Consider the following 13,441-nt stretch of genomic DNA (forward strand, 5'->3'; position numbering starts at 1 on the left):
GCGATACCCTCGCGCCATGACCTCACCCACGTCAACGGTGACGGTGGCCGAGATCCGCGCTGCCGCCGACCTGCTCTCGACCGTCATCGCTCCCACACCGATGGAGTTCAACCGCGGGCTGTCCGAGCGCGTGGGTGCCGACGTCTTCCTCAAGTGCGAGAACCTCCAGCGCGCCGGGTCGTTCAAGATCCGCGGGGCCTACACGCGCATGTCGCGGCTGACGCCCGAGGAGAAGGCACGCGGCGTCGTCGCCGCCAGCGCCGGCAACCACGCCCAAGGGGTCGCGCTCGCGGGCCAGATGCTCGGCATCGACGTCAAGGTCTACATGCCGGTGCGGGCGCCGATGCCCAAGGTCCAGGCGACCAAGGCCTACGGCGCCGAGATCGTGCAGGTCGGCCAGACCCTCGACGAGAGCCTCGTGCACGCCCGGGCCTGGGCGCAGGAGAGCGGAGCGGTCCTCATCCATCCCTTCGACCACCACGACATCGTCGCGGGGCAGGGCACCTGCGGTCTCGAGATCCTCGAGCAGTGCCCCGACGTCAAGACCGTCGTGGTCGGGCTCGGGGGCGGTGGGCTCCTGGCCGGAATCGCGATCGCGATGCGCGAGCTCCGACCCGACGTCCGCATCATCGGGGTGCAGGCCGAGCAGGCCGCCGCCTATCCCGCCTCCCTGGCGGCGGGCCACCCGCTGGCGGCGGAGAAGATGTCCACCATGGCCGACGGCATCGCGGTGGGGCTCCCCGGCGACGTCACCTTCCCGGTGGTGCGCGACATGGTCGACAGCGTCGAGACCGTGAGCGAGGGCGGGATGTCCCGCGCCCTGCTCTTCCTGCTCGAGCGGGCCAAGCTCGTCGTCGAGCCGGCGGGGGCCTCGGCCGTCGGCTGGCTCCTCGAGAACGCCGAGGTCGGCGAGGTGGAGGGCCCCGTCGTCGCGGTCCTCTCCGGCGGGAACATCGACCCGCTCCTCATGCTGCGGATCATCCGCCACGGCATGGTGGCGGCCGGCCGCTACCTGCAGTTCGCCGTGCGCGTGCCCGACACCCCCGGGTCGCTCGCCGGCATCCTTGCCGACTGCGCGGGTGTGGACGCCAACATCCTCGAGATCGAGCACATCCGCACCGGGCCGCAGATCAACGTCGACGAGGTCGAGATCGCGCTGCGCCTCGAGACGCGTGGGCCCGAGCACTGCGCCCGCGTCCTCGACGCGATGCGGGCCAAGGGCTACACCGTCATCGAGCAGCACTGAGCAGGCGGCCCGGTTCGACCGGACCCCGGTCCGGCTCCGCGACGCACGACGTGCCGCCCCCCGAGGGGAGGCGGCACGTCGAAGGTGTCGGGGGTGGCGCTCAGCCGGCGTAGGGCTTGGCCGACAGGATCTTGACGTCGATCTGCTTGCCGTTGGGCGCCGAGTAGCTCGTCGAGTCACCGGCCTGCTTGCCGTTGACGGCGGAACCGATGGGCGACTGCTCGCTGTAGACCTGGAGGTCGGGGTCGGCGATCTCGCGCGACCCGAGGAGGAAGGTCTCCTCCTCGCCGAACATCTCCACGGTGACGACCATGCCGGGCTCGACGATGCCGTCGTCCGCGGGGGTCTCGCCGATGATGGCGTTGTCGAGCAGCTGGGTCAGCTGGCGGATGCGGGCCTCCATCTTGCCCTGCTCCTCGCGCGCCGCGTGGTAGCCGCCGTTCTCCTTGAGGTCGCCCTCTTCGCGGGCGGCCTCGATCTTGGCGACGATGTCGGCCCGACCCGGGCCGGACAGCTCCTCGAGCTCGGCCTTGAGGCGGTCGAACGCCTCCTGGGTCAGGTAGCTCGCCTTGACGACGGTCTCGCTCACTGAAGTTCACTCCTTGGGGTGCCCTTGACCGGGCGACGACGCCGCCGGGGCCAAGAGGGTGGTGGTCCTACGTGAAAAGGTCCGGGGCCGGAACCGTGCTGGTCCGTGGGCCCCAGACCCGATGCTGCAAAGAAACAGGATAGCAAACTTCCCGATCAGGGCAGGCGCACGCAGGAGGCGACGACCCCGGTGACCGCCCTCGCGCTCGTGCGGACCACCACCTCCCGGTGCACCGACCGCGCCCCGGCAGGGACGAGGTCGGTGACCGTCCCGACCCGCCCGTGCCGGACGTCCTGGGCCTCGACCGTGCAGCGCACGGCGGCACCGTCAGGACGGTGCACGTCGTAGCCGAGCGTCATCTCCGAGTCCGAGACGACCTTGTAGTCCGTCACGTCGGCGCCCAGCGCGTTCGCGGAGGCGAGCCCGAACCAGACGATGACCGCGACGGCGGCGGCGATGCCGACCCCACCGACGACCCACCAGCGGGTGGTGCCGGGCGCGGGAGGGGGGAGCGGCATGGACGGTCCTGGGTGCGGGAGGCAGGGGCGGCGCAGGCTCCGGGAACGGAGTGCGAAGATGGATCGATTCCATTGTCGCCTGTGCGGCCCGCCGACCATGAAGGACCCTCCCGTGGCAGAACGCCTCCGCCTGATGTGCGTGCACGCGCACCCCGACGACGAGTCCAGCAAGGGTGCGGCCGCGATGGCGAAGTACGTCGACGAGGGCCACGACGTCCTCGTCGTCTCCTGCACCGGCGGGGAGCGCGGTGACGTGCTCAACCCGCAGCTGGCCGACGACCCGCACATCCTGCGCGACCTCGCCCAGGTCCGCCGCGACGAGATGAAGCGAGCCCAGGAGATCCTCGGCGTCCAGCACACCTGGCTCGGCTTCGTCGACTCGGGACTGCCCGAGGGTGACCCGCTGCCGCCGTTGCCCGAGGGCTGCTTCGCCCTCGAGCCCCTCGAGGTGACGACCGAGGCGCTCGTCCGCGAGATCCGCCGCTTCCGCCCCCACGTCATGACGACCTACGACGAGAACGGCGGCTACCCGCACCCCGACCACATCATGTGCCACACCGTCTCGATGGCCGCGTTCGAGGCGGCCGGCGACCCGACGGCCTACCCCTCCGCGGGCGAGCCGTGGCAGCCGCTGAAGATCTACTACAACCAGACCTTCAGCCGTGGTCGCGTGGTCGCGTTCCACGAGGCCCTCACCGCGCTCGGTGAGGAGAGCCCGTATGCCGCGTGGCTCGAGAACTGGCCGCCGGAGCGCGAGCGCACGGTCACCACCCGGGTGCGGTGCGACGCGTGGTTCGACCGTCGGGACGCCGCCCTGCTCGCGCACGCCACCCAGGTCGACCCCGACGGCAGCTTCTTCAAGGTCTCCCGCGCGGAGCAGGCGCGGGTCTGGCCCTGGGAGGACTACGAGGCCGGGATGTCCTACGTGCCCATCGTCGAGGGGGAGGACGACCTCTTCGCCGGCCTGCCCACCGACGTCGCCGAGGCGGACGCGATGGCGACGTCCGGCACCCTCACCCTCGAGCATGACGGACGCAAGGAGCGCACGGCATGAGCGCCGCACTGTGGTCCGTGGCAACCACCCCGAGCCCCAGCCCCAGCCCTGCTGAGGGGCTGACCCCCAGCCAGCAGGCGGCACCGGGCCTGTGGGCGTTCCTCGCGTTCGTCTTCCTCGCGGTGGCCCTGTGGCTGCTCATGCGCAACATGAACGCGCGGCTGCGGCGCATGTCCTACCGCCAGAAGGCAGCGGAAGAGGAGGCTGCGAGCGTCGCGCGGGGCGAGTCAGACGCGGTCGTAGAGCGCGATCGACGCGGCGATGTAGTGGGTGACGAACGCCAGGATCGTCAGGCTGTGGAAGATCTCGTGGAACCCGAACCATCGCGGGGACGGGTTGGGCCGCTTGATCCCGTAGACGACGGCGCCCATCGTGTAGAGGACTCCTCCCGTGACGACCAGCGACACGACGGTCGTCCCGGCGTGGCGCAGCAGGGGCCCGAGGAAGAACACCGCGACTGAGCCGAGCGCGACGTAGACCGGCACGTAGAGCCACCGGGGAGCGTGCACCCACAGCAGGCGGAACGCCACGCCGAGCAGGGCCCCGCCCCAGACGATCCCGAGCAGGGTGCGCATCTGGTTGGTGGGCAGGAGCAGGGCGAAGGGGGTGTAGCTGCCCGCGATGACGAGGAAGATGTTGGAGTGGTCGATCCGCTTCAGGGCGGTGCCCCACTTCGGTGACCAGTCGCCACGGTGGTAGACCGCGGACATCGCGAACAGCAGGACCGCCGTGACGGTGAAGACCGCGGCTGCGGCGCGCGCCTCGACGGTCTCGCCGAGGACCACGAGCACCAGCCCGCCGACGAAGGCGATGGGCGCCATGGCGAGGTGCAGCCAGCCCCTCAGCTTCGGCTTGACCGCGTCGAGGACGGCGTCGACGCGCTCCTCGAGGGCGTCGATCGCCTCGAGGCTGCGGGGTTCGCCACGTCTGCTCATGATGCGACCACGATACCTACGTTTGCGTAGGTTCGGAGCCGCAGGCCTGTGCCCTCCGTCTCCCACGACGTCCCGGCGGTACGGTGACGGGCATGGCGCTCAGCGATGTCCTCTACACGGCATACGAGCGCCGACTGGCCAAGCAGCTGGGCCCCGAGAGCGTCCCGCGACACGTCGGGGTGATGCTCGACGGCAACCGTCGGTGGGCACGGGCCCGGGGGGCCGGGGCGAGCGAGGGACACCAGGCCGGTGCCGACAACATCGCGAACCTGCTCGGCTGGTGCGAGGACGTCGGCGTCGAGGTCGTCACGCTATGGCTGCTCTCGACCGACAACCTCGGCCGCGAGGAGAGCGAGCTGCGGCCGCTGCTCGCCATCATCGAGCGGGCCGTCGACGCGCTGGCCGACACGGGGCGGTGGCGGCTGCACCCGGTGGGGGCGCTCTCGCTCCTGCCCGAGGCGACGCGCCAGCGGCTCGAGGCCGCCGCCTCGCGCACCGCCGGCGTCGACCGCATGCTCGTCAACATCGCCGTCGGCTACGGCGGGCGGCGCGAGATCGCCGACGCGGTGCGCTCGCTCCTGCTCGAGCACGCCGACCGCGGCACGACCATCGAGGAGCTGGCCGAGGTGCTCGACGTCGAGCACATCGCCGAGCACCTCTACACCAAGGGCCAGCCTGACCCCGACCTCGTCATCCGCACCTCGGGGGAGCAGCGGCTGGGGGGCTTCCTGCTGTGGCAGAGCGCGCACTCGGAGTTCTACTTCTGCGAGGCCTACTGGCCAGACTTCCGCAAGGTCGACTTCCTCCGCGCCCTGAGGGCCTATGGCGAACGGCACCGGCGCTTCGGCTCCTGACCTGCACGTTTACGCCCCAGCGGTCACACCAGTCACACCGGTCGCGCGGTGCTCGCTCCTGCGGAGATGAACGCGCGGAGAAGGCTTCCGACACGCCGAGCCGGTCGGTGCATCCCACGGCGATCCGGTCGTAGCGTCGTGCCTCGACGCATCACCCTGATGCGTTCGGGAGGCCCATCGCATGGAGCAGATCGCTCCGGAGGAGGGAACCGCTCGGCTCCCTGCTCGTGGCAGCGGGTCGACCGGGATCCACCCCTTCGAGTCAGCGCACCGCTGAACGTGCGCGTCCAGGAGCTTCCCGTGGCCACGACCCCGCGATCCACCTACGTCCTCGACACCTCCGTCCTCCTGTCGGACCCCCGCGCGATCTTCCGCTTCAAGGAGCACGAGGTCGTCCTCCCCGTGGTCGTCGTCACCGAGCTCGAGGCCAAGCGCCACCATCCCGAGCTCGGCTACTTCGCCCGGACCGCCCTGCGGCTGCTCGACGACCTGCGCATCTCGGCGGGCCGACTCGACGCACCGGTGCCGGTCGGTGAGGAGGGGGGCACGCTGCGTGTCGAGCTCAACCACACCGACCCCTCGTCCCTGCCGGCCGGCTTCCGCCTCGGTGACAACGACACCCGGATCCTCTCGGTGGCCCGCAACCTCGCGAACGAGGGACACCTCGTGACGATCGTCAGCAAAGACCTGCCGATGCGGGTCAAGGCCTCGGCCTGCGGCATGGAGGCCCAGGAGTACCGCGCCGAGCTCGCGGTCGACTCCGGCTGGACGGGCATGGACGAGGTCGAGGTGAGCACCGAGGAGATGGACCACCTCTACGAGTACGGCCGGCTCGAGCACCTCGCGGCGGCGGAGAAGCCCTGTCACACCGGGCTCAAGCTGCTCTCTCCGCGTGGCAGCGGCCTCGGCCGGGTCGGCGCCGACAAGCAGGTGCGCCTCGTCAAGGGCGACCGCGACGCCTTCGGGCTGCACGGGCGCAGCGCCGAGCAGCGCATCGCCCTCGACCTCCTGCTCGACCCGGACATCGGCATCGTCAGTCTCGGCGGGCGGGCCGGCACCGGCAAGTCCGCGCTGGCGCTGTGCGCCGGGCTCGAGGCCGTCATGGAGCGCCGCCAGCAGCGCAAGGTCGTCGTGTTCCGCCCGCTCTACGCCGTGGGCGGGCAGGAGCTCGGCTACCTGCCCGGGTCCGAGTCCGAGAAGATGAACCCGTGGGGCCAGGCCGTCTTCGACACCCTGTCGGCGCTCGTCTCGCGTGAGGTCGTCGAGGAGGTCCTCGACCGCGGGATGCTCGAGGTCCTGCCGCTCACCCACATCCGCGGGCGCTCGCTGCACGACGCCTTCGTCATCGTCGACGAGGCGCAGTCGCTCGAGCGCAACGTCCTGCTCACGGTGCTCTCGCGCATCGGCCAGAACTCCAAGGTCGTCATGACGCACGACGTCGCCCAGCGCGACAACCTCCGGGTCGGTCGTCATGACGGCGTGGCCGCCGTGATCGAGAAGCTCAAGGGCCACCCGCTCTTCGCCCACGTCACGCTGACGCGCAGCGAGCGCAGCCCGATCGCTGCACTCGTCACCGACCTCCTCGAGTCCGAGCACGGGGACCTCTGACCCCCGTCCGCCTCACCTGACCAGCCGGTATGCCGTCCGCTCCCGTCCGGGGGCGGACGGCATACCGGCGTCACCTGCGAAGGCGCGACCGGGACCGGGTTTGGCTCACGCGAGCCGGTCGCGTAGATTAGGTCTCGATTTGGTAACGCAGCCCGACTGCCTCGTCAGCCGGGCTGTTCTGCGTCACGAGAGGAACAGCGTCGTATGAGCAGCCGGTACCGCGGTCGTCACCGTGGGCGCCACGCCCGTCCCTCCGACGCTCCCCTCGTGCGGGCGGTCGGTGTGGCTCGCCGCCCCGCCGTGACCGCCGCACTGGCCCTCGCGCTCGTCGGCACCGGCGCCGTCGGTGTCAACGCCAAGGACGCGGTCGCCGAGTCCGAGCCCTTCACGCTCAGCGCCGCCGCTATCACGCAGGCCGCCCAGTACGCCTCCCAGAGCGTCTCCGACGGTGCTCGGATCGCGCAGGAGCGCGCCGGCGTGAACTCCCAGAGGGCCGCGCTCAGCGCGAAGGCCCAGGCCGAGGCGGACGCGAAGGCCAGGGCGAAGGCCGCCGCCGATGCGGCTGCGACGAAGGCCGCCCAGGCCAGGGCGGCAGCCGCCGCGAAGGCGGCCCAGGCCAAGGCGGCAGCCGCTGCCAAGGCGCGCGCCGCGGCGGCGCAGAAAGTCGCCCGCGACAAGGCCCGCACCTCCGCGATCGCCGCCGCCCAGAAGGACCCGCGCTCGGCCGCCAGGGCGATGCTCGGCGACTACGGCTGGGGCGACAGCCAGTGGCGCTGCCTCAACCTCCTCTGGGAGGGCGAGAGCGCCTGGCGGCACACCGCCGAGAACCAGTCCTCGGGCGCCTACGGCATCCCGCAGAGCCTGCCCGCACGCAAGATGGCGAAGTTCGGGGCCGACTACCGCACGAACCCGCTCACCCAGATCAAGTGGGGCCTCTGGTACATCGACCAGTCCTACGGCAGCCCCTGCGGCGCCTGGGAGTTCTGGAACAACCGCTTCCCGCACTGGTACTGAGCGGTGGGACTGCTCGCACCCGGGACCCAGGGGGTCTGGTGCTCCGTCGCCGGCCCGACCCTGCTCGGCCTGGTCGCGCGGTCCGGCTTCGACTGGGTCGCCCTGGACGCGCAGCACGGTGAGTTCGACCGGGGTGCCCTGGTCGAGGCCGGGCGGACCCTGACCGCCGCCGGGTGCCCGTTCGCCGTCCGCGTCGGCCGGAATGACGCGGGCGACATCGGGCTCGCGCTCGACGCCGGCGCCGCGACCGTCGTCGTGCCCCTCGTCGACACGGTGGAGGAGGCGCGACTGGCGGTGGCCGCCGCGCACTACCCGCCCGGTGGAAGCCGGAGCTGGGGGCCGTTCGCCCCGCTGTGGGGTCGTGAGGCGCCCGAGCCGGCGCTGGCGTCGCCGCAGGTGGCCGTCATGCTCGAGTCCGCACGCGGCCTGGCGAACGTCGAGGAGATCGCCGCCGTGCCCGGGGTCGACCTGCTCTTCGTCGGACCGTTCGACCTGGCGCTCTCGCTGGGCGTCTCGGTGGACGACCTCCTCGAGGGCACCGGCGGGCCGCTGGCGACCGTGTGCCACGCAGCTGAGTCAGCCGGCATCGGGGTCGCGGCCTTCGCCGGGACGCCCGAGCGCGCGCAGGTGCTCCGTGCCCGCGGCATCGACTGCCTCGCCGTGGCCACCGAGGCCTCGGTGGTGTCGGCCGGAGCCCAGACGCTCCTCGCCCGGGCGCGACCGGGGGCCTGAGCGGCGGCTCAGAGCCGGCGCAGCCGGATGTGCGTCACCGCGTGGTCGGGTCCCTTGGACAGCACGAGCGTGGCGCGGTCGCGGGTGGGCAGCACGTTGCGCAGCAGGTTCGGCTCGTTGATGCGCTCCCAGATGCCGCCCGCCGTCTCCCGCGCCTGCGAGTCGGTGAGCGCGGCGTAGCGGTGGAAGTAGGAGTCGGGGTCGGCGAAGGCCGTCTCGCGCAGCCGCAGGAACCGCTCGACGTACCAGGTGCGCAGCTGGTCGACGGGGGCGTCGACGTAGACCGAGAAGTCGAAGTAGTCCGACAGCACCTGGCGGGTGCTGCGGTCCGAGCGCACGGTGGCCGGCTGGAGCACGTTGAGCCCCTCGACGATGAGCACGTCGGGCTGGTCGACGACGATCTCGGCTCCGGGGACGATGTCGTAGGTGAGGTGGGAGTAGACGGGTGCCGAGACGTCCGGCATGCCCGACTTCACGTCGGCGACGAACCGCAGCAGCGCGCGCCGGTCGTAGGACTCGGGGAAGCCCTTGCGCTGGAGGAGCCCGCGGGACTCGAGGTAGGCGTTGGGGCGCAGGAAGCCGTCCGTGGTGATGAGGTCGACCCGCGGCGTCTGCGGCCAGCGACGCAGCAGCTCGCGCAGGACGCGGGCCGTCGTCGACTTGCCGACGGCGACCGAACCGGCGATCCCGATGACGAACGGGACCTTGGCCGGGCGCTCGCCGAGGAAGTCGGTCGTGACGCGGTGCAGTCCCGCGGTGGCGTTGACGTAGAAGGCGAGCAGCCGCGAGAGCGGGAGGTAGACCTGCTCGACCTCGTGCAGGTCGACCCGGTCGCCGAGCCCGGTGACCCGGGCGACGTCGTCCGGCGTGAGGCTCAGCGGGTGGTTGTCACGCCGGGCCGCCCAGTCGTCGCGGGTGAAGTCGAGGTAGGGCGAGGGCAGCGCCGCCGCCGGCTCCGGCCGTGGGAGCGGAGCGGGGGGTGTGACAGACACGAGCGCCATTGTGGCGCACGGCGGCGGTGGGCGGACGGCATACGCCGGGGGGCGCGCGGTTCGCCGGTTCGGCGCGAGCGGGCGAGCCACTACGCTGGCCGCCATGTGTGGAATCGTCGGATACGTCGGCACGACCATGGACGCGCGCGCCGAGGGCGTGGTCATGGAGGGTCTGGCGCGGCTCGAGTACCGCGGCTACGACTCGGCCGGCATCGCCCTCGTCACCGAGGAGGGCGTCGAGTCCGAGAAGCGTGCCGGCAAGCTCGAGAACCTGCGCGGAGCCCTCGCGGACGGTCCCCTCAGCCCCTCGCGCACGGCGATCGGGCACACCCGCTGGGCCACCCACGGCGGGCCCACCGACGGCAACGCCCACCCGCACCACGGTGGCAGCGACGACAAGCTGGCGCTGATCCACAACGGCATCATCGAGAACTTCCACTCCCTCAAGAAGGAGCTCCTCGCCGAGGGCCTCGAGTTCCGCAGCGAGACCGACACCGAGGTGGCGGCCAAGCTCGTCGGCCGCGCGTTCGACGAGACCGGCGACCTCACCACGGCCATGCGCCAGGTGGTGAACCGGCTCGAGGGGGCCTTCACCCTCCTCGCCGTCCACTCCGACCAGCCCGGCGTCGTCGTCGGCGCGCGGCGCAACAGCCCGCTCGTCGTCGGCCTCGGCGAGGGCGAGAACTTCCTCGGCTCGGACGTCGCCGCCTTCATCGGCTACACCCGCCACGCGGTCGAGCTCGGCCAGGACCAGATCGTCACGATCACGCCGGACAGCCACGAGGTCATCGGCTTCGACGGCGCCCCCGCGCAGGGCAAGGCCTACGAGGTCACGTGGGACGCCGCCGCCGCCGAGAAGGGCGGCTACGCGACGTTCATGGAGAAGGAGATCTTCGACCAGCCGCACGCCGTCGGCGACACCCTCCTCGGACGCACCGACGAGAGCGGCCGGCTCGTCCTCGACGAGCTGCGGATCAGCGAGGAGCAGCTGGGCAGCGTCGACCGCATCACCGTCGTCGCCTGTGGCACCGCCGCCTACGCCGGCATGGTCGCGAAGTACGCGATCGAGCACTGGACCCGCATCCCCGTCGAGGTGGCCCTCGCCCACGAGTTCCGCTACAGCGACCCGATCGTCAACGAGCGCAGCCTCGTCGTCTCGATCAGCCAGTCCGGCGAGACCATGGACACGCTCATGGCGGTCAAGCACGCCCGGGACCTGGGTGCGCTGACGATCTCGATCTGCAACACCCACGGCTCGACGATCCCGCGCGAGTCCGACGCCGTCCTCTACACCCACGCCGGCCCCGAGATCGCCGTCGCCTCCACGAAGGCGTTCCTCGCGCAGATCACCGCCTGCTACGTCCTCGGCCTCTACCTCGCGCAGCTGCGCGGGGGCGCCTACGCCGACGACGCCCAGGCCGTGATGAAGGAGCTGCACGAGGTCCCCGCGAAGATCGAGGACCTCCTCGGCACGATGGGCCGGGTCCGCGAGATCGCCCGGTTCATGGCCGACACCCGCTCGGTCCTGTTCCTCGGCCGCAACGTCGGCTTCCCGGTCGCGATGGAGGGGGCGCTCAAGCTCAAGGAGCTCGCCTACATCCACGCCGAGGGCTTCGCGGCCGGCGAGCTCAAGCACGGACCGATCGCGCTCATCGAGCCCGGCCTGCCGGTGTTCGTCGTCGTGCCCGGCCCGGACAGCCCGCACGACCTGCACAAGAAGGTCGTCTCCAACATCCAGGAGATCCGCGCCCGGGGCGCGCGCACCATCGTCATCGCGCAGGAGGGCGACGAGGACGTCGTGCCCTTCGCCGACGAGGTCATCCGCGTCCCGCAGACCTCGCCGCTGCTCCAGCCGCTGCTCACCGTCGTCCCGCTCCAGGTCTTCGCCCTGCAGCTCTCCACGGCCAAGGGACTCGACGTCGACCAGCCGCGCAACCTCGCCAAGTCCGTCACCGTCGAGTGATGAGCCTCAGGTGATCGTCGGCACCGGCATCGACGTCGTCGACATCGCGCGCTTCGCCGAGACGCTCGAACGCACACCGGGCCTGCGCACGCGCCTGTTCACGGAGGTCGAGCGCGGGCTGCCCATGCGCTCGCTCGCGGCGCGTTTCGCGGCCAAGGAGGCCCTCGCGAAGGCGCTGGGAGCGCCCGTCGGACTGCTCTGGACCGACGCGACCATCGAGCGCGGCGACGACGGCCGGCCCCACGTCGTCATGCGCGGCACGGTCGCCGGCCGCGCCGCGGAGCTCGGCGTCCGCACCGTGCACGTCTCGCTGTCCCACGACGCCGGCATCGCCTCCGCCGTCGTCATCGCCGAGTCCTGAGGCCTCCACCCGTCTCCGCCCGTCCCGAGCCGTCCCGCCAAGGAGAGTGTCACCCGTGATCGAGGCCTGGTCCCCGCAGGACGTGTACGCCGCCGAGGCCGGGCTCGCGGACGAGCTCGCCTCCGGGGAGCTCATGGCCCGAGCCGTCCACGGCCTCACCGAGGTGGTGGCGGCGAGGGTCGCGCAGCTCGGTGCCGAGACCGTCGTCGCCCTCGTGGGCGGCGGCAACAACGGCGCTGACGCGCTGTATGCCGTGGCGCACCTCACCGAGTCCGGCGTCAGCTGTGCGGCCGCGCTGGACCCCGACCACGTCCACGAGCGTGCTCTCGAGGCCGCGCGGGCGGCCGGGGTGGTCGTCGTCTCCGGCGACGAGGCGCTGCAGGCCGTCGCCGAGGCGGACCTCGTGCTCGACGGCATCGTCGGGCTGGGCGGCCGGCCGGGGCTGCCCGCCACCGCGGCCGCCTGGGTCGCGGCCATCCCCGACGACGCCCACGTCATCGCCGTCGACCTGCCCTCGGGCCAGCCGGCCGACGGAACCGGGTTCGACCCTGACGGGGTGCTCGCCGACGAGACGGTGACCTTCTCGGTCGCCAAGCCGGTCCACCTCCTCCCGCCGACCGAGCAGGCCTGCGGCACGCTGACCGTCGTCGACATCGGGCTGTCGTTCGAGACCCCGCCGGCCGTGGTGCGCCTGGGCTTCGACGACGTGGCCGACCTCTGGCCCGTGCCGGGGCCGGAGGACGACAAGTACTCCCGGGGCGTGGTCGGGGTCGTCGCGGGGGGTGAGGGCTACACCGGTGCCGCGGTGCTGGCCGTCACCGCCGCGGTCGAGGCCGGCGCCGGCATGGTGCGCTACGTCGGCACCCCGACGCCGACCGGGCTGGTCCGTGCCGCCGTGCCCGAGGCGGTGCACGGCGAGGGACGGGTGCAGGCCTGGGTCGTCGGACCCGGGCTCGACGTCGACGCCACGGACGACGGCGCGGCGGCGCAGCTGGACGTGGCGCGGGCGGCACTTCGCGGGAGCGAGCCGGTGCTGGTCGACGCCGGCGGCCTCGCGCTGCTCGACGACGACGTCCTCGCCGCACGTCGAGGGCGAGCCACGCTGCTCACCCCCCACGCCGGGGAGCTCGCCACCCTGCTCAGCCGGCTGGGGAACCCGGGCGGGAGCGGCGGGGAGGTCCGGCGCACCGCCGTCGAGGCCGAGCCGCTGCGACACGCCCGCGCCCTCGCCGAGCGCACCGGCGCCACGGTCCTCCTCAAGGGCTCGACGACGCTCGTCGTCCCCGCCGACCCCGCCGCGCCGGTCCGCTCGCAGGCCGACGCCCCGCCCTGGGTGGCGACGGCGGGTGCGGGCGACGTGCTCGCCGGGCTCGTCGGCACGCTGCTGGCGGCCGGGCTGGAGCCCGCCGACGCCGGGGCCCTCGGTGCCCTCGTCCACGGCGTGGCAGCCGACCGGGCCAGCGGGGGAGGCCCGGTGCGGGCACTCCGGGTCGCCCACGGCATACCGGAGGCGGTCGCACACCTGCTCACGCGGCACTGACCGGGCTCTCGCGGCCACGCCACTGGGCCCACCTA

The 13,441-nt window shown here is 72.3% G+C and carries 13 protein-coding genes; 9 read left to right on the forward strand and 4 right to left on the reverse strand.

Translation table 11 applies throughout. The annotated features are described in order from the left end of the window. Positions 1–16: 16 nt before the first annotated feature. Complete coding sequence (ilvA, locus tag ACOJV9_RS03940) at positions 17–1,246, forward strand: threonine ammonia-lyase (protein WP_420183875.1); 1,230 nt, start codon at positions 17–19, stop codon at positions 1,244–1,246. 100 nt (positions 1,247–1,346) lie between these two features. On the opposite strand, the gene greA is transcribed toward ilvA, so the two are convergent. After that, complete coding sequence (gene greA, locus ACOJV9_RS03945; protein ID WP_420183876.1) at positions 1,347–1,835, reverse strand: transcription elongation factor GreA; 489 nt, start codon at positions 1,833–1,835, stop codon at positions 1,347–1,349. 155 nt (positions 1,836–1,990) lie between these two features. Further along, positions 1,991–2,353: a DUF4307 domain-containing protein gene (locus ACOJV9_RS03950; protein WP_420183877.1), complete on the reverse strand. Its 363-nt coding sequence runs from the start codon at positions 2,351–2,353 to the stop codon at positions 1,991–1,993. Between the two features lie 112 nt (positions 2,354–2,465). Here ACOJV9_RS03950 and mca point away from each other — a divergent pair, with 112 nt between their 5' ends. Next, positions 2,466–3,407, forward strand: a complete 942-nt coding sequence (mca, locus tag ACOJV9_RS03955) for a mycothiol conjugate amidase Mca (protein WP_420183878.1) — start codon at positions 2,466–2,468, stop codon at positions 3,405–3,407. Between the two features lie 227 nt (positions 3,408–3,634). Here the strand turns inward: mca and trhA are convergent, their stop codons facing one another. Continuing rightward, on the reverse strand, positions 3,635–4,342 hold the full coding sequence (trhA, locus tag ACOJV9_RS03960; RefSeq protein ID WP_420183879.1) for a PAQR family membrane homeostasis protein TrhA: 708 nt from the start codon (positions 4,340–4,342) through the stop codon (positions 3,635–3,637). Positions 4,343–4,434: 92 nt separating this feature from the next. Between trhA and ACOJV9_RS03965 the strand changes: the two genes are divergently transcribed. The 4 genes from ACOJV9_RS03965 (at position 4,435) to ACOJV9_RS03980 (ending at position 8,550) form a co-directional block, all read left to right on the forward strand. Beyond that, complete coding sequence (locus ACOJV9_RS03965) at positions 4,435–5,196, forward strand: isoprenyl transferase (protein ID WP_420183880.1); 762 nt, start codon at positions 4,435–4,437, stop codon at positions 5,194–5,196. 300 nt (positions 5,197–5,496) lie between these two features. Next, positions 5,497–6,804, forward strand: coding sequence for a PhoH family protein (locus tag ACOJV9_RS03970; protein ID WP_420183881.1), 1,308 nt, complete (start codon positions 5,497–5,499; stop codon positions 6,802–6,804). 204 nt (positions 6,805–7,008) lie between these two features. Beyond that, a complete protein-coding gene (locus ACOJV9_RS03975; protein WP_420183882.1) occupies positions 7,009–7,818 on the forward strand; it encodes an aggregation-promoting factor C-terminal-like domain-containing protein in 810 nt (269 codons plus the stop codon). A 3-nt stretch (positions 7,819–7,821) separates the two neighbouring features. Beyond that, positions 7,822–8,550 carry an HpcH/HpaI aldolase family protein gene (locus ACOJV9_RS03980; RefSeq protein ID WP_420183883.1) on the forward strand — a complete coding sequence of 243 codons (729 nt, stop codon included), beginning with the start codon at positions 7,822–7,824 and terminating at the stop codon, positions 8,548–8,550. Positions 8,551–8,558: 8 nt separating this feature from the next. Here ACOJV9_RS03980 and coaA read toward each other — a convergent pair whose 3' ends face one another. Beyond that, complete coding sequence (gene coaA, locus ACOJV9_RS03985) at positions 8,559–9,551, reverse strand: type I pantothenate kinase (protein WP_420184127.1); 993 nt, start codon at positions 9,549–9,551, stop codon at positions 8,559–8,561. A gap of 94 nt (positions 9,552–9,645) precedes the next feature. Between coaA and glmS the strand changes: the two genes are divergently transcribed. The 3 genes from glmS to ACOJV9_RS04000 are packed head-to-tail and all read left to right on the forward strand — an operon-like array spanning position 9,646 to position 13,406. Next, positions 9,646–11,505: a glutamine--fructose-6-phosphate transaminase (isomerizing) gene (glmS, locus tag ACOJV9_RS03990; protein ID WP_420183884.1), complete on the forward strand. Its 1,860-nt coding sequence runs from the start codon at positions 9,646–9,648 to the stop codon at positions 11,503–11,505. A 10-nt stretch (positions 11,506–11,515) separates the two neighbouring features. After that, positions 11,516–11,866: a holo-ACP synthase gene (locus ACOJV9_RS03995; RefSeq protein ID WP_420183885.1), complete on the forward strand. Its 351-nt coding sequence runs from the start codon at positions 11,516–11,518 to the stop codon at positions 11,864–11,866. 55 nt (positions 11,867–11,921) lie between these two features. Further along, a complete protein-coding gene (locus ACOJV9_RS04000; protein ID WP_420183886.1) occupies positions 11,922–13,406 on the forward strand; it encodes a bifunctional ADP-dependent NAD(P)H-hydrate dehydratase/NAD(P)H-hydrate epimerase in 1,485 nt (494 codons plus the stop codon). Positions 13,407–13,441 lie beyond the last annotated feature (35 nt).

Source organism: Knoellia terrae (genome assembly GCF_048606435.1).
Taxonomy (GTDB): Bacteria; Actinomycetota; Actinomycetes; order Actinomycetales; family Dermatophilaceae; genus Knoellia; species Knoellia terrae.